Origin of the sequence: Mesorhizobium sp. M8A.F.Ca.ET.161.01.1.1, from assembly GCF_004792105.1 — a bacterium.
Lineage (GTDB): Bacteria > Pseudomonadota > Alphaproteobacteria > Rhizobiales > Rhizobiaceae > Mesorhizobium.
Genome location: NZ_SRTD01000006.1, coordinates 18,726 through 38,485, shown reverse-complemented (window position 1 = coordinate 38,485; position 19,760 = coordinate 18,726). Strand labels below are relative to the sequence as shown.

The 19,760-nt window shown below is 59.9% G+C and carries 15 protein-coding genes and 1 pseudogene; 11 read left to right on the top strand and 5 right to left on the bottom strand.

Annotated elements, in window-relative coordinates; genetic code table 11:
• Positions 1 to 168: 168 nt before the first annotated feature.
• The 6 genes from EN804_RS16725 to otnC are packed head-to-tail and all read left to right on the top strand — an operon-like array spanning position 169 to position 7,094.
• Positions 169 to 1,665, top strand: a complete 1,497-nt coding sequence (locus EN804_RS16725; RefSeq protein ID WP_135917267.1) for an aldehyde dehydrogenase family protein — start codon at positions 169 to 171, stop codon at positions 1,663 to 1,665.
• Positions 1,658 to 3,340, top strand: a complete 1,683-nt coding sequence (locus EN804_RS16720; RefSeq protein ID WP_135920319.1) for a GMC family oxidoreductase N-terminal domain-containing protein — start codon at positions 1,658 to 1,660, stop codon at positions 3,338 to 3,340. Before EN804_RS16725 ends, EN804_RS16720 begins: the two co-directional genes overlap by 8 nt.
• A gap of 32 nt (positions 3,341 to 3,372) precedes the next feature.
• The gene (locus tag EN804_RS16715) at positions 3,373 to 4,029 is read left to right on the top strand and encodes an aspartate/glutamate racemase family protein (RefSeq protein ID WP_210235457.1); all 657 of its coding nucleotides are present in this window, start codon (positions 3,373 to 3,375) and stop codon (positions 4,027 to 4,029) included.
• 5 nt (positions 4,030 to 4,034) lie between these two features.
• On the top strand, positions 4,035 to 5,135 hold the full coding sequence (locus tag EN804_RS16710; protein WP_167531286.1) for a GntG family PLP-dependent aldolase: 1,101 nt from the start codon (positions 4,035 to 4,037) through the stop codon (positions 5,133 to 5,135).
• A 52-nt stretch (positions 5,136 to 5,187) separates the two neighbouring features.
• Complete coding sequence (gene otnK, locus EN804_RS16705; RefSeq protein WP_135917218.1) at positions 5,188 to 6,459, top strand: 3-oxo-tetronate kinase; 1,272 nt, start codon at positions 5,188 to 5,190, stop codon at positions 6,457 to 6,459.
• The gene (gene otnC / locus EN804_RS16700; RefSeq protein WP_135920317.1) at positions 6,456 to 7,094 is read left to right on the top strand and encodes a 3-oxo-tetronate 4-phosphate decarboxylase; all 639 of its coding nucleotides are present in this window, start codon (positions 6,456 to 6,458) and stop codon (positions 7,092 to 7,094) included. Before otnK ends, otnC begins: the two co-directional genes overlap by 4 nt.
• Before the next feature lie 77 nt (positions 7,095 to 7,171).
• Here otnC and EN804_RS16695 read toward each other — a convergent pair whose 3' ends face one another.
• Both EN804_RS16695 and EN804_RS16690 read right to left on the bottom strand, forming a co-directional pair.
• The gene (locus tag EN804_RS16695; protein WP_135920315.1) at positions 7,172 to 7,543 is read right to left on the bottom strand and encodes a heme-binding protein; all 372 of its coding nucleotides are present in this window, start codon (positions 7,541 to 7,543) and stop codon (positions 7,172 to 7,174) included.
• A 17-nt stretch (positions 7,544 to 7,560) separates the two neighbouring features.
• Positions 7,561 to 8,571 (bottom strand): Gfo/Idh/MocA family oxidoreductase, encoded by a 1,011-nt coding sequence (locus EN804_RS16690; RefSeq protein WP_135917216.1) that lies wholly within the window; start codon positions 8,569 to 8,571, stop codon positions 7,561 to 7,563.
• A 461-nt stretch (positions 8,572 to 9,032) separates the two neighbouring features.
• Between EN804_RS16690 and EN804_RS16685 the strand changes: the two genes are divergently transcribed.
• The 3 genes from EN804_RS16685 to EN804_RS16675 all read left to right on the top strand — a co-directional run bounded on the left by EN804_RS16685 (position 9,033) and on the right by EN804_RS16675 (position 12,237).
• The gene (locus tag EN804_RS16685; protein ID WP_210235358.1) at positions 9,033 to 10,289 is read left to right on the top strand and encodes an ABC transporter substrate-binding protein; all 1,257 of its coding nucleotides are present in this window, start codon (positions 9,033 to 9,035) and stop codon (positions 10,287 to 10,289) included.
• A 117-nt stretch (positions 10,290 to 10,406) separates the two neighbouring features.
• Positions 10,407 to 11,363 carry a sugar ABC transporter permease gene (locus EN804_RS16680; RefSeq protein WP_245525128.1) on the top strand — a complete coding sequence of 319 codons (957 nt, stop codon included), beginning with the start codon at positions 10,407 to 10,409 and terminating at the stop codon, positions 11,361 to 11,363.
• Complete coding sequence (locus tag EN804_RS16675) at positions 11,353 to 12,237, top strand: carbohydrate ABC transporter permease (protein WP_135917215.1); 885 nt, start codon at positions 11,353 to 11,355, stop codon at positions 12,235 to 12,237. Before EN804_RS16680 ends, EN804_RS16675 begins: the two co-directional genes overlap by 11 nt.
• A 1,952-nt stretch (positions 12,238 to 14,189) precedes the next feature.
• Here EN804_RS16675 and EN804_RS16665 read toward each other — a convergent pair.
• The 3 genes and pseudogenes from EN804_RS16665 to EN804_RS38010 all read right to left on the bottom strand — a co-directional run.
• Positions 14,190 to 14,996 (bottom strand): aspartate/glutamate racemase family protein, encoded by an 807-nt coding sequence (locus tag EN804_RS16665; RefSeq protein ID WP_135920313.1) that lies wholly within the window; start codon positions 14,994 to 14,996, stop codon positions 14,190 to 14,192.
• Positions 14,997 to 15,061: 65 nt separating this feature from the next.
• On the bottom strand, positions 15,062 to 16,033 hold the full coding sequence (locus tag EN804_RS16660; RefSeq protein ID WP_127871008.1) for an oligopeptide/dipeptide ABC transporter ATP-binding protein: 972 nt from the start codon (positions 16,031 to 16,033) through the stop codon (positions 15,062 to 15,064).
• An 83-nt stretch (positions 16,034 to 16,116) separates the two neighbouring features.
• Positions 16,117 to 16,470, bottom strand: a pseudogene (locus tag EN804_RS38010) (oligopeptide/dipeptide ABC transporter ATP-binding protein); the annotation flags it as partial.
• Positions 16,471 to 16,495: 25 nt separating this feature from the next.
• Between EN804_RS38010 and EN804_RS38005 the strand changes: the two are divergent.
• On the top strand, positions 16,496 to 16,846 hold the full coding sequence (locus tag EN804_RS38005) for a hypothetical protein (protein WP_246693445.1): 351 nt from the start codon (positions 16,496 to 16,498) through the stop codon (positions 16,844 to 16,846).
• A gap of 463 nt (positions 16,847 to 17,309) precedes the next feature.
• Positions 17,310 to 19,733, top strand: a complete 2,424-nt coding sequence (locus EN804_RS16650) for a phosphoketolase family protein (protein WP_135920310.1) — start codon at positions 17,310 to 17,312, stop codon at positions 19,731 to 19,733.
• Positions 19,734 to 19,760 lie beyond the last annotated feature (27 nt).

Here is a 19,760-nt window from a genome sequence, read left to right as displayed (position 1 = left end):
ATAAGGCGCCGGAGATGCGGCTTTGCAATGGGCAGCATTGTCGACGTGCTGGGAGCCGGCGGATAGCGCGTTCGTTCCCGTCGCGCTCGGCCTGGCCGCGGGTCCTATGGAGTTCAGGCCGTGGGACAGCAGGGCCGGAAGGAATTCAGAATTGTTTCGGAAATTGACATGACATTTACGACGACAAGAAATTTCGACAACTGGATAGATGGCAGCTGGCGTCAGGCGTCAGGGCGCGAAATCGAGCGTCGCAATCCAAGCAATGGCGCCTTGGTCTCGCGATTTCGCGATTCTACGGTAGCCGACGTCGACATGGCTGTTTTGTCCGCAAAAACAGCGTTCAGGACGAAATGGGCCGGTGCGACAGGAGCAGAGCGTTCGGCGGTTCTCGCGAGAGCGGCCGATATCATCCGACGTCGTGCGGATGAACTCGCTTTTTTCGAAATGGCCGAAAGCGGCAAGCCCGCAAAGCAGGCCCGCGTCGAAATAGAACGCTCTTCAATGCTTTGGGACTATGCGGCAACGCAAGCGCGCTCCATCACTGGCGATAGTTTTGGCCAACTCGGCGACTGTTATTTCGCGGCGACGGTGCGTGCGCCGCTCGGTGTCGCTGCCATCATCACGCCTTGGAACTTCCCGTTTCTCATCATCAGCCAGAAATTGCCATTCGCGCTTGCCGCCGGCTGCGCTGCGGTGGTCAAGCCAAGCGAACTGACCAGCGCGACGACTTTGCTGCTCGGCGAAATCCTTCAAGAGGCGGGCCTGCCGGACGGCGTCCTCAACATCGTCGCCGGGTCGGGGGCGACCTGTGGGGATCTGCTACTGCGTCATCTCGACATCGACATGATCTCGTTTACCGGCTCCACCAGAGTGGGCAAGCATGCCATGCGGGTCGGCGCTGACGGCATGAAGAAGGTGTCGTTGGAATTGGGTGGAAAGAACGCGCACATCGTCATGGCGGATGCCGATCTGGACAATGCGCTGGACGCTGCTCTGCACGGAGCATTTCTCAATGCAGGTCAATCCTGCAACCAGGGCAGCAGACTTCTGCTCCAGTCCTCCATCGCGGCGGAATTCATCCGGAAATTCGTCGATTGCGCCGCGCGGGTGACGGTGGGAGATACCCAAGCTGACGGTATGCTGCTCGGACCGATCATCAACAAGGATCAGTACGACAAGATCGTCGATTACATCGCCGTCGGCAAGGCGGAGGGCGCGACACTGGCGCTGGGCGGCACACACCGGGAAGAGAATGGTGGGTATTTCATCCACCCTACGGTCTTCACCGGCGTGCGACCGCATATGCGCATAGCGCGGGAAGAGATTTTTGGTCCGGTCGTATCGATCCTCGAATTCGAGACGCTGGAGGACGCGATCGCTTTGGCAAACGAGTCCGTCTACGGCCTGTCCGCTGGCATCTGGACCGGAAATGTGTCGCACGCGATGAAGGCGGTGCAATCGCTCAACGCTGGCACTGTATGGGTCAACACCTATCTCGATGGCCCGGCCGAGCTTCCTTTCGGCGGCGTGGGCGAAAGCGGCATCGGTCGTGAAGTCGGCAGGCTTGGCGTCGAGGAATTCACAGACATTAAAACAGTCCAGATACGCAGCGGCGGTTATGGCCGTCGCTGGATTGGACAGGCGATTGAGGCCCCCAATGCCTGACACGACGATCAAGCCCGAATATGACTACATCGTTGTCGGCGGCGGTTCAGCCGGCTGTGTGGTCGCCTCCCGCCTGAGCGAGAACCCTCACGTGACGGTGCTGCTGTTGGAAGCCGGCGCCAGGAACGATACACCGCTGGTGCGCTGGCCGGCCGGCTATTCCCGCTTGCAAGGCAACAAGGTACGCTGGGAATGGTCGACGGTTCCGCAGAAGCACCTCAACAACCGGAAGCTTCTGTTCCCGCAAGGCAAGCTTCTCGGCGGCGGCAGTTCGGTCAACTCGATGGTGTACATCAGAGGCAACCGGAAAGACTACGATTCCTGGCGTGAGCAGGGTAACGACGGCTGGGGCTATGACGATCTGCTGCCCTATTTCCGCCGCTCGGAAGACAATGAGCGCTTTGCCGACGCTTTCCACGGCACCGATGGGCCGATGGGAGTTTCGGACCAGCGCCTGCCGATAGATCTGACCCGGAAATTCGTCCGCGCGGCCCAGGAGGCAGGGTTCGATCACAACCCGGATTTCAATGGGCGTGAGCAGTATGGCGTCGGCTACTATCAGGTGACGCAGCGAGCCGTTCGCCGCAGCAGCACGGCTGCCGCCTTCATTTACCCAAACTTGTCACGGCCAAACCTGACCGTGGTGACGGAAACGCGGGTCACCAGGATTGGCATGGAACATGGCCGGGCACGGTCGGTCACCTATCTCGCACCAGGTTCCAATCGCGCCGCGATTGTTCGGGCGGGCAGTGAGATCATCGTTTCCGCCGGCGCGATCAATTCGCCGAAGTTGCTGCTTCTTTCGGGAATCGGACCAGCTTCGGAACTGCGCCAAACAGGCGTGGATACGGTCGTCGACCTGCCAGGCGTTGGCAAGAACCTCCAGGACCACATGGATGTATATTGCTGCGTCAGCCTGAAGGAGCGCGCGTCTTACAACGGCCATGACCGGGGCCCGATGGCCGCCTGGCACGGCCTGCAGTTCCTGATGTTTGGAACCGGTCCGCTCACCAGCAATGTGTGTGAGGGCGGCGCATTTGTCAGTACAACCGGCGACCATGACTGGCCCGACATCCAGATGCATTTCCTGCCGGCCTATGTAATCGATCACGGCCGCGTGCGCGTTGCCGGGCATGGCATGACATTGAACACCGCCTATCTTCGCCCGGAAAGCCGCGGCCAGGTGACGCTGGCATCGACAGATCCCATGGACGATCCTCTTATTGACCCGGATTTCCTGTCCAATCCGAATGATCTTCGACACAGCATCGAAGGCTTCAAGCTGGCGCGTGAAATCTTGTCGCAGCCAAGTTTCAGCAGACTTTACAAGGCGGAGCATCTGCCCGGCAAAGATGTGCGCTCGGACCAGCAAATCACCGAGTACATAAGGCAATGGTCCAAGACCGATTTCCATCCGGCAGGTACCTGCAAGATGGGAAGCGACGATATGGCAGTCGTCGATAAGGACCTGAAGGTGCGTGGCGTCGACGCCCTGCGGGTCATCGACGCATCGATCATGCCGACGCTTGTCAGCGGCAATACCAACGCCCCCTCCATCATGATCGGAGAGCGCGGCGCGGATGCCATCCTTGGAAGGCGGGAACAGACGACACAGCCGCCGATCGAAATCGGACACGCTGCCCAGGTACTCCGTCAGCATGGATTGAGAGGGTGACTGTGAGCCAAGCCCGCCCCTTGATCCTTCATATGTTTCATACGGCGCCTGCGTTGGTTGCTGTGTTCGACGGACTTGCGAAGGAGCTCGGTGCCGGCATAGCGCTGAAGCACACGGTGCGGGAAGATCTGCTGAAGTCGGCGATCGAGTGCGGCAGTGCCACGCCCGAGATCATAGCCGCGGCCGCCGAAGCCATGCTGGCGGAGTTCCGGCTGGGGACGGATGCCGTGATCTGCACCTGCTCCACGATCGGGGCAGCCGCCGACGTCGCCAACTCGACATCGGACAGGCCTGTGTTGCGCATCGACCGGCCCATGGCTCGCGAAAGCGTCAGGACTGCGAGCCGCATTCTGGTCCTGGCTACGCTCGGCACCACGATTGCCCCCACCGCTGCGCTGATCGAGACGGAAGCCAGGGCCGCAGGACGCAAGCCCGATATCGATTCCGTCGTGCTCGACAGAGCGAGACAGCTTTTTCTGAGCGGCAACATCGATGCTTATCTCCAAGCGGTGGCGGAGGGCATCACCGCAGCCACTCTCGACGCCGACGTGGTTGTGCTGGCACAGGCCTCGATGGCTGCCGCATTGCCCCTCGTCGGCAAGACCGAGGTTCCGATCCTGACCAGTCCCCGCATCGGGTTCATCGCTGCGCTTCGGGATCTCCAGCCCGGCGGCGCATGGGGAGCTTAGACAACATGAAGGCTTCCAATAAAATGATCGACTTGCGCAGCGACACGGTCACCACTCCGACCCCTGAAATGATCGAGGCGATGTCGCGCGCCGAGCTCGGGGATGATTTCTTCCGCGACGATCCGACCGTGCTCGACTTCGAGGCGGAGGTCGCGGATCTGCTTGGCGTCGAAAGTGCGATGCTGGTGATCAGCGGCACGATGGGAAATGTCGTATCAGCCATGGCGCTGGCGCCGCGCGGCACCTCGATCATCCTCGAAGCGGCCGCGCATATCCACATCAAGGAAAGCGGCTGGCCGTCGACGATCGCCGGTCTGACACCACGCCCTGTCCAGGGAATAGGCGGCATGATCTCCCCGACGGCGCTCGCGGACGCCATCGCCGTGGGGCAGTCGCGGCTGAGCGCACCTGCAAGCTTGCTCTGCCTTGAAAACACCCACAATGCGGCCGGCGGCAGGGTCATGAGCCCGGAGGATCTCTCCGTTCTGGCTGGCATCGCCCATGAAAGCGGCCTCAATGTCCATCTCGATGGCGCGCGCATCTTCAATGCCGCCATATCCCTTGGCAGATCGGTCAGCGATTTCGTTCAGCCTGTGGACACGACCACGTTCTGCCTGTGCAAGGGCTTGAGTTGCCCGCTCGGTGCGGTCGTTGCTGCGAGTTCCGAGATCATCGAGCAGACCCGGCGGTGGCGGCAGATTCTTGGTGGTGGCATGCGTCAGGCCGGGGTGATAGCCGCGGCCGGGCGGGTCGCGCTACGCACTATGGTCGATCGCCTCGCGGAAGATCACCAGAACGCAAAACTTCTGGCCACACGATTGAGAGACGCCGGCCTGGATGTCGACCCATCCACCGTCGATACCAACATCGTGTTTGTCAATCTGCCCCAAGCTGACTTCGACGTGGACTACCTGCATTCCGAATTGCTCGAAAGCGGCGTGCGCATCTCGCCGGTGAAGGCAGGGCGCTTGCGCCTCCTGACCCACCGGGAGGTTACGCAACGCGAGGCTCTATTGGCCTCTGACCTCATCGCAAAGTCTTGCGCCGCGGCGCGAGGTCGACAGCCGTCTGACGTGAACAAGGCCGGCGTCGACGCGATTTACTAGAAGCGGGCGTCGCTGCCTTCATTTCACGAATTTTGGTCTCGCGGAGTACCTCATGCTTCTGGGTGTCATCGCCGACGATTTTACCGGCGCGAGCGATATCGCCAACACGATCGCCAAGGGCCTTCCCGGCCAGGGCGGGCTCAAGACGTCCCAGTTTCTCGGCGTTCCGGTGCGAGATGCCAAGCCCGACATCGAGGCCGGCGTCATTTCGCTGAAGACCAGGTCTGTGCCGGCCGAGGAGGCAATCGACCAGTCGTTGGCAGCCCTTGCATGGTTGCGGAAACAGGGATGTGAGCAGTTCGTGTTCAAATACTGCTCGACCTTCGATTCCACGCCGGAGGGCAATATAGGGCCGGTCGCAGAGGCGATCGCAGAGGCGCTTTCGGTCAGGGGCGTCGTCGCCTGTCCTGCGTTCCCGACAGCGGGCAGAACCGTCTATCAGGGCCATCTGTTTGTCGGACGTCGGCTTCTTCATGAATCGGGCATGCAGCATCATCCCCTGAACCCGATGACCGACCCGGACCTGAGGCGTTGGCTCCAGCAGCAGTGCGCAACTCCGGTCGGTCATATCGCCTGGCCTAAGGTCAAGGCGGGCAGCGACGCGATCGCGAATGCGCTCAGGGCGTCGGCTGCAAGCGGCGAGGTGCTGGCGATTGTCGACGCCATCGACGATGCGGATTTGCTTGCGATAGGCGCCGCCGTCCGGGACAGCCTGTTTGTAACCGGCGGATCGGGTATCGCTCTCGGCCTGCCCGCCAATTTCATAGCGCAGGAAAAGGCTTCGGGCGCGCTGCCCGAGAAATCGAACGTCGACGGTCCCGAGGCGATCCTTGCCGGCAGTTGCTCCAGTGCGACGCGCGGGCAGATCGACTTCCACCTTCAGTCACATCCCGGCCTCGCGGTGGCGGTCGACGACGTGATGGCCGGGACGATGACCAAGCGTGACATCGTGGCATTCGCCTTGGCAAACATAGGGCGCGAGCCCATTGCCTACTCATCCGCCACGCCGGCCGACGTGGAAGCGGCGCAAGCCCGGTACAGCCGGCAGGCAGTCGCCGATAGACTGGATCGATTGTTTGCCGATGCTGCCCGCGACCTCGTCGATGCCGGGGTTCGGCGGCTGGTCGTCGCTGGCGGTGAAACCTCCGGCGCGGTTGTCAGCGCGCTGGCGGTCGATAGCGTCGCGATTGGCATGGAAATCGATCCAGGCGTGCCTGTGCTTTCCGTTACAGGGCCGGTTACCATGGCGCTCGCGTTGAAATCGGGCAACTTCGGATCGCTCGACTTCTTTTCCAAGGCACTTCAACGAATGGCGGGACGATGACTAGCGAAGAACAGGTTCGGGCCAGCATTGTCAGGCTGGCAAAGTCGCTTTTCGACCGCGGTTTTTCCGTCGGGTCGGCGGGGAACATTTCCTGTGCGGTGGAAGACGGCATTCTCATCACTCCTACCAATTCCTCCCTAGGATCGCTCAACCCGGGCAGGATTTCCAAGATCGGCCGGGATGGGCGCCACATATCCGGTGACAAACCGTCAAAGGAGGTCTTCCTGCATCGCGCCTTTTACGAAAGCCGGCCGTCGACTGGCGCAGTCGTCCATCTCCATTCGACCTACTGCACCGCGCTCTCATGCCTGGCCGACGTCGACCCTGACGATTGCATTCCTCCGCTGACGCCCTACGTCATCATGAGGGTCGGGCAGGTTCCGATTCTTCCCTATGTCAGGCCTGGAGACCAAAAGGCGGGCAAGTTGATCGATGATCTGGGCGGGAGATTTGCCGCGGTCCTGCTCGCCAATCATGGACCTGTCGTCGCGGGCTGGGATCTGGAATCCGCGGTGTTCGCCGCCGAGGAACTCGAAGAGACTGCCAAACTGCTCATCGTGCTGCGATCGATGAAGTTGCGCTATCTTACCGACGCCCAGGTCGAGGAACTGGGGACGGTCTTTGGAAAGCCGTAGGGACACGATGGCTGCAGCTCGCGGCTAAGTCAGCCCTGCAAGATCGCGTCCACCCCCTTTTTTGCCAGATCGATGTCTTACTGCGTGGAAAGGCCGCTGACCGCGACGGCCCCGACCACCTTTCCATCGACAATGACAGGAAGCCCGCCGCCAAAGCCGGTGTAGCGGCTGTCGCCATAGGAGCCCATGTCAAAGCCCGCGCCTGGCGCTCTTGCTGCCTGCCCTACATCCATCGAGGGCCGGCGCTCGCGTGCGGCCGTCCATGCCTTATTGGCTGCGATCAGGATGGATGGATAGGGTGCGCCATCGAGGCGAGACAGGGCGATCAATTCGCCCTGTTGATCCACCACGGCGATGACGGCGCATTTTCCATCGGCTAGGATTGAATCAGCGATAACCCTGATCGCGCGCTCCGCGTCGGCGTGGCCAAGTGTAGGAATGGTCAGCATGATGCGGTCACCCAGATTCAGGTCTGTTCTATCGAAATCGTTCGCCCCGTCTCTGCCGATTCGGCAACCGCCTTTGCCAGCTTCAGGCTCCAGACGCCATCGTCGCCAGACGAGGAGGGCTTACCCCTGTTTTGGATAGCCGCGATGAAATCGGAGATGCCCCTGTCATAGGTCACTTTCAGTTCCAGCGGAATTTCGCGGTCGCCGTCCTTCGTGCGCAGGATCACGCGGCCGCCGGGTGCTTGGGACATGACGTCGATACCCAGGATGCTGCCCCCGCAGCCATGCACTTCGACGCCACGCGGTCCGTGACCGACAACAAAGCTGTCATGGCATTGAACCAAGATGTCGCCCGGAAATTCCCAGACCGACATCACGCTGTCCTCGATGCGTTTCGAGCCTGTTCCGGAAGTCGCGGCGATGGCCGATATCCTGATCGGGTTGGCGTTAAGGTAAAAACGAAGAAGGTCGCCATTGTGAACGGTAATGTCATAGATCACGCCGCCGCCGGCAGCCTTGTCGTGCAGCCGCCAGGTCTTCAGGCTGTCTGGAAGTTCCCCGGCGTGGAAGACGCGGATCGAATTCACCTTTCCGATCGCGCCCTGGTCGATCAGGCTCTTGATGGCACGGTGGCTCTCCATGTTCCGAAGATGGTGGTTGGTCGCCAGAACGACGCCCTTGTTTCGGGCCGCATTGACGATCTTCTGGGCGTCCGCGATCTCCAGTGCCAATGGTTTCTCGCACAGCACGTGCTTGCCGGCCTCGATTGCGGCCAAGGCGTCCGGCACGTGCCGGTCGTTGGTCGTGCTTATATAGACGGCGGTAATTTCAGTGTCCGCAAGCATGGATTCGACTGACGCATAGCTGGCGGCAATAGCCTTGTCGCTGGCGAAGGCCTTGGCTCTGTCCAAATCCGAACTGACGATCGCCTTTACCTTTCCGGACGGATGTTTGCGGATGGAATCCACCATCCACTCGCGTGCGATCGTGCTTGCGCCGATCAGACCCCAGACAACGGTATCGACCATCCTGTTTCCTTCCCTGTTGGTTTCCGCGGACGCTCAGCCCGTGTCGCGGCTTGACCGCGCAATTGTCTGACAACAGATGCATTTGTCAATAAGCCTTACATAAAGGCAGGCGGACCAATGAAATCAAAATTTGCGGCGTTATCTCATAAATTTCAGATTGTTAATGGGCTTTAGGCGCTGGAAGCCACCAAAAAATTGCGCCTGAGGCGATTTTAGTGAGCCGTGATTGTTGACAGATATGTAATATATAAACATGATGGTCAGACATTTGTTGCCAACTGGAGGGTGCGGCTCGCTGGTGCAATGCGAGCACATTGACCGAGCCGATAGAAAATCAGGACAGAACTGGAAACATCGCGAACGAGCCATGCCTGTTTCGACGAAACAAATGTCGTCGGCTGCAGGCTTTGAATCGATGATCGAGATCGAAAATTGTCAGAAAACTAAACAGGGGAATTCAGATGATCACACGTAGTCTTGTCATTGCTTCCATCATGTTGTCGGCATCCTCAACGATGTCGTTTGCCGGGGGAGAGAACGTTGAAGTCATGCATTACTGGACCAGCGGCAGCGAGGCCGCAGGTCTGGACGTATTGAAACAGCTGCTCGAAAAGCGTGGCGTCACATGGGCGGATTCTCCGGTTGCCGGGGGCACCGGAATGAACATGGTACAGGTCCTTCGTGCGCGCATCGCATCCGATACCGCGCCTTCGGCTGCGCAGATGCACGCACAGCAGGTTCAGGCCTGGGCTGCCGAGGGCGTGCTCACCGATCTCAGCGATCTGGCCAAAAAAGAGGACTGGGCCAAGATTATCGCTCCGGAACTGGTGCCGCTTATATCGTACAACGGCAAGACCGTCGCCGTGCCGGTCAATGTCCATCGGTCGAACTGGCTCTGGTACAACAAGAAGGTGTTCGACAAGGCCGGCGTCCAGCCGCCGACCACCTGGGACGAATTCAATCAGGTCTCCGAAAAGCTGCTGGCCGCGGGTGTGACGCCACTGGCCCTTGGCGGTCAGCCCTGGCAGGAAGCTGATCTGTTCGAGAACGTTGTGCTTGGCCTGGGCGGTCCTGACTTCTACCGCAAGGCGCTGATCGAGCAGGATCAGGACGCGATCAAGAGCGAAACGATGGTCAAGGTGTTCGACCAGCTTCGCGTCATGAACAAATTCGTCGACAAGAACTACCCCGGCCGCGACTGGAACCTGGCGACCCAGATGGTGATCAAGGGCGAAGCCGGCATGCAGATTATGGGCGACTGGGCAAAGGGCGAATTGTCGCTCGCCAAGATGGAGCCGAATGTCGACTATGGCTGTTCGCCGGCGCCCGGCACCAAGGGCAATTACGTCTGGCTTACCGACAATTTCGGTTTCTTCACGACGAAGGACGAAAACCGCGTCAAGGGCCAGATGGAGATGGCGTCCGCCATTCTCGACAAGGATTTCCAGGAGGCCTTCAACATCAAGAAAGGGTCGATCCCGTCGCGTGTGGACGTTTCGATGGACAAGTTCGATTTCTGCGGCAAGGCGGCTTATGCCGATCGCGCCGAAGCGCAGAAGACCAACACGTCGCTTCCGTCGCTTACGCACAATGCTGCGACAGGAGCTACCAAGACCGGCGTCTTCCTCGACGTGGTCTCGACCTTCTTCGAAACGCCCACGATGACCTCTCAGCAGGCCATCGATCAACTCGTGGCCGGGTTGAAGTCGGCCGAGTAGCAGCAATCGAGCCGAAGCAACGCCCCCGAACCGGAGTTTCGGAGGCGTTGCCTCAACTACTTCGCATATCGGCCCGCAACCGCCCCTCGCCGCATGGCAGGGGCCGTTATCCGGAGCATGCAGAAAGGCCATACTGTGGCGATGAGTTTTCCCGATGCAGGCGCTTTCGCCGACCGTAGCGCGCCAAAGTCCGATCTTCGGCTGTGGCTGGCCAAGAACGCCTCTCAACTGGCGCTCGCTCCGTCGGTGGTCATCGTGCTGGTTGTCATCTACGGCTTCATGGTCTGGACCGGCGTGATCTCGCTTACTGCTTCCAAAATGCTGCCGAACTACAGCTTTGTCGGATTAGCCCAGTACGGTCGTCTCTGGTCAAATCCGATATGGCAGATCGCCGTGTCCAACATCTTTATATTTGGCTTTCTGTTCATTGGTTTCTCGACGGCAATCGGTCTCGCTCTGGCGATCCTGATCGACCAGAAGATCCGCGCGGAAGGCTTCCTCAGGACCGTCTATCTCTACCCGATGGCGCTGTCCTTCATCGTCACCGGGACGGCGTGGAAGTGGATCCTCAATCCGGGTCTCGGATTGGAGCGTATGCTCCATTTATGGGGCTGGGAAAGCTTCAGGTTCGACTGGCTGGTCAACACCGAATACGCGATTTACACCTTGGTCATCGCCGGCGTGTGGCAGTCTTCGGGCTTTGTAATGGCCCTGTTCCTGGCGGCGTTGCGGGGCATCGATGAGGATCTCGTCAAAGCTGCAAGGCTCGACGGGGCAGGGGCGAGGCAAATCTATCGGCGCATCATCATACCTCAGCTTGGGCCGACCTTCATGACCGTCGGCGTCATCCTGATGCAACAGGCCGTAAAGAGCTTCGACCTCGTCGTCGCCCTGACGTCAGGCGGCCCCGGAAACAGCACCAATCTGCCAGCAACCTTCATGTACACCCAGACCTTCGGGCGCGATCAGATGGCGGTGGGTGCGGCCAGCGCCATCATGATCCTCATGACGGTGGCTGCGATCGTCGTTCCCTATCTTTATATCGACATCAGGAACAACCGCAATGAGCGCTGATGCCATCATCCTGCAGCGAGGCGCGTCGCATCAAGTCGCCCGCATCTTTATCTATGTTTGCCTTATCCTCTTCGCAGCCGTGTATCTTATGCCGCTGCTGGTCGTGGTCCTGACTTCCGTGAAGGACCTTGACGATATCCGCAACGGATCGATCCTTTCGCTTCCGCGGCGTGTTACCTTTGAGCCTTGGCGCCAGGCGTGGTCCGAGGCTTGCATAGGATTGCGCTGCGCCGGCCTCAGGGATTTCTTCATCAACTCCGTGGTGATGATCGTGCCCTCCGTCGCGATTTCCACGGCGGTTGGGGCGATCAATGGCTACGCACTGACACAGTGGAAATTCCGCGGTGCGGATCTGATTTTCGCGATCCTGCTGTTCGGCGTGTTCATTCCATTCCAGATCATCCTGATTCCAATGGCGCGGACCCTGGGCGCTATCGGCGTCGCCAACACCATGGCCGGACTCATAATGGTCCATGTGGTTTACGGCATTCCGTTCACCACGTTGTTCTTCCGGAATTTTTTCCTGTCGCTGCCGTCGGATCTGGTTAAGGCGGCTCGGGTTGACGGCGCCGGTTTCTACCAGACTCTTTGGCGCATCATCCTGCCGATTTCGGTTCCCTGTTTCGTCGTGTCGATCATCTGGCAGTTCACCAACATCTGGAACGATTTCATCTTCGGCACGACCTTTACGTCGGGCGAAAATGTTCCGGTCACCGTGGCGCTAAACAATGTCGTGAACACGACGACGGGCGTCAAAGCCTACAATGTCGATATGGCTTCGGTGATCATGACCGCGCTGCCCACTCTGGCGATATATGTGTTCGCTGGCAGGTATTTCCTGCGAGGTCTGATGGCCGGTTCGATCAAGGGATAACGAAGGGACTGGTCGGCGCTGCTATTCGTGGCCCGCAGATCAATTCCTTCTTTGGGGAACAACACCAACGGGGAGATTTCTAGGAAGGACCAGCAGCCGGTGTTTCCCTGACTGTTTTATCAAAGCCAGGCACGGAGCCTGAAAACCATCACTGAACTGGAGCCCGTGTGAGGCCTCGCATCAAGCTACGCGACCTACAGCAACGTCTTTTGTATGAGACCAAAGTGCAGGCGATAGCGACGCGCTTGGTAGACAAATGGGGTTCTGCGAAGGCTCAGGCGCGTGCCCAGGCGGTGGCGCGACGCTCTGCGGGAACGCGAGCGAAAGTCGCCTGGGATATCGCTATGTCGGTCAGAGACTGCAATCGCCTGGATATTTACTATCACTGACAGGGGGGCGATTAAACTCGTCAATCGGCGCTCCGCCCCTCGCTGACCCAGGTTCCAATTGTCGAATCGTGCAAGACATCCTCCGAGCCTACCAAAAGTATTGCGCTTGCGATCTGAAAATGCGCTACTTAGGGCGGTGACGGTACTTTTCGGGATGGCTTTGGTACGCAGTCGAGTGCCGTAGGGTGAGAAAAATCGCCCGATTGGTCCCGATAGTTGGTGAAACTTCCAAATATTTTTTGCGGCAATTTTCCTTTTAAAATCAAAAGCGTAACTTTTTGACGGGCCATGCGTCGGGTTTCTTGCTTCGCAAGCAAGAAAAAACCCAGCTAGAACAATGGCATAGCTGGGTTGAAAACAATCGAGTGGGAATAGGGGTTAGGCGGCAATAGCGTGGTTTGCCGAACCATTTCCGGCGCGATCGCCTCTTTCGCTGTTTGGTTTAGATAGACCTCTTTCGATCTCCTGGCAAAAAACAGGATTGATCTGAACGAAGTTGGGAACGGTTGTAAGTGCAGTCGGCGCGTCGGAGAGTTGCGGCGTGCAACGGCGTGCAAATAGGCGGGTTCCTTTGCGCTCAGAGACCGTCGTTCAAGGGCAGCTTAGTCCCTGGGCACTTGGTTAGGCTGACCAAAATCGTCACCCTCTACGCTTGGCCATGATCCTGTTGCATCAGCATTATGTGGCCCGATCCGCCTCCGGATTTCGCACGCTCGTCCTTCTTGCAAATGATCACGCGGATGGCTACTTCGACTGACGTATTTCTGGCGGTTTCAGTCAGCGGGCGTTCGCCGTGCGCCCTTCATTGGTTCGTGTCTGTGACTGTAATGCAGCGCGGTCCTTCCAAGCGAGAACGACCATTCAGACTGGCAACGGCGAGCGTCCTTCATTTGCTTGATCTCAAGCTGGAAATTATCACGGACACTTCAAAAAATTGACACGGTTCCCGGTCGACCGGGAGCAGCACGCCATGACCCGGCATGGAATGGTCGAGCCTTCAGCCGCAGGCGCTTCGCCTCCGGCAATGGCCCCCGCGCGCGCCCATGGTGACTATCGATGTCGACAGGGCCACACCCAACCGCATGCCGGGTCGGCAATACCGCGCGGAGGCGCAACGAAGCGGCCTGTCCGCATCCACCCCTGCGCTTCCCAGCGGCGGTCGCGCCATCGCCGACATCAGCCGCAGATCGAAATCCCCATAGCCATCGACTTGTGGCCCGCGGGTTCCTTCCTCGGGGACTTTCGTACGCCTGCCGGCGCCCGAAACTCTTCACGTAAGCAGACTTGCGGCTTCGAGGCTCGGAATGTCAGAAACGGACGTTCAGGCATCCCGCGTCTATCGACGCGGCTTGACCTATTTCTCGAAGCGGGTCGTCACCCGTGGAACCGCTTGAGCTCGGCGAGGCCGCATTCGACGGGATGATGCCAGGTAACATGGGAGCGCTGGCAGTCCGTATCGCACGATATGTCCAGGGCCGGTCAAGAGTATCGAGGAGGCAATGTATCGCCTGCTTTATGCCACCGAATGGTTGCACGGTTGGTCGACGGCAAACCGATTCTGTATCAACCGGAAGCGTTTCCCTTGGGGTAAAAGCCCGTCACACTGTTGAGGACGTGGCCAGTGTTCGCAGGTGCCAAAACTGCCGGAGCAAAGGATGCAAGCGCGCCAGCATAGGGTTTCGCCAAGGGATAGGCATATGCCCCCCGTTTTGACGTGCTTAACCCTTGCGCCACTAGCGCCTCGGCCTGTTTCACCGCAGCCGCCACGCCGTCGATCACGGGCACGCCGTATTCGCGGCGCAGCTCATCCATAAGGTCGGCCATGCCGGCGCAGCCGAGTACGATCGCCTCAGCGCGATCCTCAGAGAGTGCGCGGGCGATCTCGCTCCTGAGTTTTGATTTTGCGTCCGATGCTGGATTCTCAAGCGACAGTACCGGAATGTCGGCCGCGCGCACCTTCGCCTTGCTTTGCATCCCGTAGCGCTGCACCAGCGCTTCTAGCGGTACCCGGGAGCGATCCATGGTTGTCACCACGGTAAAACGCTGGGCGATGAAAGCTGCGGTCACCAAGGCGGCTTCGCAGATGCCGATAACGGGAATGGTGGCGAGTGCTCGTGCAGCATCAAGGCCGGTATCGTCGAAACAGGCGATCACCGCAGCGTCAGCCCCATTGCGCTCGCCGCCTGCGATTTCATCAAGCAGACCCGGTACCGCCAGTGCCTCGTCGTAATAACCTTCGATCGAAGCTGGGCCCATGCCGGATGTGGCGGCGAGTATCTCAGTCGAGCTCGCCGCGACCGCGGATGCAGCCCTGGCGATCGTCGCGGTCATGCTGGCGGTTGTGTTGGGATTGACGATGAGAATACGCAAGGCGTTACCTCACTTCCATGCGGCGATGATCCCGACTGCTTTGATCCTGCTCAACGCGCATCGCGCTAGAGGGTCGCATGATGGCAGCGCACCAACGTGCCGCCGACAGGGCGGGATTCGGGTGCGTCAGTCCGGCAGGTATCGGTGGCCAGCGGACAGCGCGGATTGTAGGCGCAGCCAGGCGGCGGATCGATCGGGCTCGGCAGGTCGACTGTCGCCGGCACGCGATCGCGGTTTGGGCGATCTAGATTGGGCACGGTATCGAGCAGGAAGCGCGTATAGGGATGTTGCGGCCGTTCGAAGATTTCATCGGTTGCGGCTTCCTCCACGATCCGGCCGAGATACATGACGGCGACACGATCCGACACGTGCCTCACGGCCGCCAGATTGTGGCTGATGAACAAATAGGTGAGGCCGAGTTCACGCTGCAGGTCTTTGAGCAGATTGAGGATCTGCGCCTGCACCGACACATCGAGAGCCGAGGTCGGCTCGTCACAGACCAGAAACTCCGGTTCGGCAGCCAATGCCCGGGCGATAGAGATGCGCTGGCGCTGGCCACCGGAGAATTCGTGCGGATAGCGGTTGGAATCCTGACCGGAAAGGCCGACCGTCTCCAGCAATTGTCTGACGCGTGTCTGCGTCTCCGCGCCCGAGGGGCGCAAACCCATTTGTTTGATTGGCTCGGCGATGATGGCGCCGACGCGCCAACGCGGATTGAGGCTGGCGAAGGGGTCCTGGAAGATCATCTGGGTGCGCACCAAACCATCGCGACCGCTGCCGTTCGCAAACGAAAGCCTGCCGCGCGTCGGCTGATACAGTCCGACCACCAGGCGCGCCAATGTCGATTTCCCACAGCCGGATTCGCCGACGATCGAAAACGTGGTGCCGCGCGGGATCACAAAACTCAGGCCGTCGACCGCCTTGAGCGTGCGTTGCGGCTTGCGCATCACCGTGCGGTCGAACCAGGAGGGCGAGACATTGAAGAAGCAAGCGACGTCGTCGACCCGCAGCGTCGGCTTGGTGAGCGCGTTTGTCATGCCGCCTCCACGGCATTGCCGGCGGCAAGGGTCCAACACGCAGCCATACCGGAAACGTTTTTCTGCAAGGGCGGCAGAGCGGTACGGCAGCGCGTATCCGCCAGAACGCAGCGCGGATGGAAAGCACAGCCGGGCGGCATGGAATTCAAACGCGGCATCGCGCCGTCAATCTGGACGAGACGCTCGTGACGCGTCACCAGGCTCGGGATCGAGCCGATCAATCCGCGCGTGTAGGGATGTTGCGGCCGGCGGATGATGTCATCGACCGGCCCGATTTCGACGATGCGCCCGGCATACATTACCGCCACGCGGTCGGCGGTTTCCGCGATCACGCCCATGTCGTGGGTAACCAGCATCACGGCGGTTCCCCTGTCGCGGCAGATGCGTTTCAGCAGCGCGGTGATCTGTGCCTGGATCGAAAGCGTCGGAATATCGATGCAATAGCCAGGTCCACTCGCACATATGGCCGGGATCCAGCCTTTCGGATTGGAGTTTTGGGCCTCTTTCCCAAGCCGGCCCGAAGAATTCACACAAGGGACCCGCGCCCCGATTGTAAAACTGTTCGAGGAACAGCGTATAGAGCCCGTCCAGGCGGCGGCGATGCGAAGCGTCCCGCGTTTTCGTTGCAAGCACCAGGCAGGCTTCGAACAGATGCATATGTGGATTTTGCCGCCGGGGCAACGTCCCATGCTCGTCCTCGGCCCAGCCGCCCGCCGGATCGGCGAGAGTCGTGTCGATGGCCGTGAGCAAAATTTCGATCTGCTTGCGATAGGCGATGCGGTCCGTGGCTGCGAAAAGGGCGGCGAGCGCTAATAGCACGCAGGCATTGTCGTAAAGGTCGCGGGTCTCGTCCACAGCCGAGCGGGCGACGCGATCAATCGTTCTGGCATAACCCGGCCGAGAGCCGCCGATTCAGGCCGCAGAATGAAGATTGGCGGCATCGCGCCGCGGGGCTGGACGTCGTTCGATCCTGGGCCGCCAACAGACACCTGGACAATCTTAGGCAGATGTCGTGACAGCGCAGATTTTGGCTGTGGGTTGCGTCGAACCGGGCCGACCCCGCTCTCTCGCCTTTTTTGCGGTGGATCAAAGCGTGCGCGATCCAGCGCTACTACTGATGTCACGAACAGCAGTTATCGCAAGTCCTTAGGTGCCGGTGGCCGGTTGACCGTGAACCAAACAGCGCGGGAAGCGTTTGTGTCCATTCACTGCAGATCGATGGCACAGGCGCATGTCGCGGTACGGCGAGATGCACCAAGAGGCAATGGAGCCAGACATGACCCAACACACCTCTCTACTTGCCCAATCGAGCCAGCCTTCCGAGCATGAATTGCAGGACATCGATGCCTATTGGCGCGCTGCCAACTATCTGACGATTGGCCAGATCTACCTGCTCGACAATCCGCTGCTGCGCGAGCCGTTGCGGCTGGAGCACGTCAAGCCGCGTCTCCTCGGCCACTGGGGAACGTCGCCCGGCTTAAGCTTCATCTATGCGCACCTCAATCGCGCGATCCGGCTCAGGGACGCGAATGTGATCTATGTCTGCGGCCCCGGCCATGGCGGCCCGGCAATGGTGGCGAATACCTATCTGGAGGGCACCTACAGCGAGCTCAATCCCGACATCGCAATGGACGAGCAGGGGATGCGCAAGCTGTTCCGGCAGTTTTCGTTTCCCGGCGGTATCCCGAGCCATGCAGCACCAGATGTGCCCGGCTCGATCCATGAGGGTGGTGAGTTGGGCTATTCGCTGTCGCACGCCTATGGCGCCGCCTTTGACAATCCGGATCTCGTAGTCGCCTGTATCGTCGGTGACGGCGAGGCTGAAACGGGACCACTGGCAGCCGCGTGGCATTCCAACAAATTCCTCAACCCTGCGCGCGACGGGGCGGTGCTGCCGATCCTGCATCTGAACGGCTACAAGATCGCCAATCCAACCATTCTGGCTCGCATTCCCGAAGACGAATTGCGCGCGCTGTTTGCTGGCTACGGCTATGAGCCGCTGTTCGTGGAAGGCGACGAGCCGGCTCTGATGCATGAGCGGATGGCGAGCGTTCTCGACGATGCGTTTGATCAGATCCAGGCTATCCAGCATGCCGCACGCAACGGACCTGCGGCGACCGCGTCACGACCAAAATGGCCGATGATCGTGTTGCGCAGCCCCAAGGGCTGGACCGGCCCGAAAGAGGTCGACGGCCTGAAGACCGAGGGCTTCTGGCGCTCGCATCAGGTTCCCTTATCAGGCCTTGCGGAAAACCCCGCGCATCTCAAGCTGCTCGAGGAATGGCTGAAAAGCTACCGGCCCGAGGAGCTGTTCGACGCTGCCGGCGCTCCTGTCGCCGCGATCCGTGCCACGGCACCCCAGGCAACGAAACGAATGAGTGCAAACCCGCACGCCAATGGCGGCCTGCTGCGCAGGTCTCTCGAACTGCCCGGGTTGCATGACCACGCCATTGCGCTCGAGCGCCCCGGCGCCATCAAGGCCGAGTCGACGCGGGCCATGGGCAGTTTCTTGCGAGATGTCATGCAGTTGAACGAGGCTTCGAAGAACTTCCGGATCGTCGGCCCTGACGAGACTGCCTCGAACCGCCTTCAGGACGTGTTTGAGGTGACCGAACGTGGCTGGATGGAAAAGATCCTGCGCGAAGACGTTCATCTGGGACGCGATGGCCGGGTTCTCGAAATCCTCTCTGAGCACACCTGCCAAGGTTGGCTGGAAGGCTACCTGCTTACCGGGCGCCATGGCCTGTTTTCCTGCTACGAGGCGTTTATCCACATCGTCGATTCCATGTTCAACCAGCATGCGAAATGGCTTGACGCCTGCCGTGACATCCCATGGCGGCGGCCGGTCGCATCACTGAACTATCTGCTGTCGAGCCATGTCTGGCATCAGGAACACAACGGTTTCAGCCATCAGGATCCCGGATTCATCGACGTCGCCCTCAACAAGAAGGCGGACATCGTGCGAGTCTACCTGCCACCGGACGCCAACACTTTGCTGTGCGTGACCGACCATGTGCTGCAGACCTGGAACCGCATCAACATCATCGTCGCCGGCAAGCCGCCATCTTGGCAGTGGCTGTCGATGGACAAGGCAATCGTTCACTGCAGGGCGGGGATCGGCGTCTGGGACTGGGCGTCAACGGACGATGGAGCTGAGCCCGACGTCGTGATGGCTTGCGCTGGCGACGTCCCGACCCTCGAAACGCTGGCCGCAGTGCAGATCCTTAGGCAACAGGCTCCTGATCTCAGGATCAGGGTGGTCAATGTTGTCGACCTGATGACCCTTCAGCCTAAGGAATATCATCCGCACGGCCTGTCGGACCGCGAGTTCGATTCGCTGTTCACCTCCGACAAGCCGGTGATCTTCGCCTATCACGGCTATCCCTGGACCATCCATCGCCTGACCTATCGACGCACCAACCACGACAACATCCATGTGCGCGGCTACAATGAGGAGGGCACGACCACGACGCCCTTCGACATGACGGTGCTGAACGGCCTTGACCGCTTTCATATCGTCCAAAGCGTCGTAGATTGGGTTCCACGACTGAAGAGGATGCGGGTCGGGGTTAAGCAGGCGATGGACAGCAAGCTGCTTGAACATCGAGCCTATATTCGCGCCCAAGGGCAGGATATGCCGGAAATCCTTGAGTGGAAGTGGGAACAGGATGCCGATGCGGGGCCGAGGCGTCCAGATTGAGCGGATGCCCGTTCGCAAGCGCAAGGA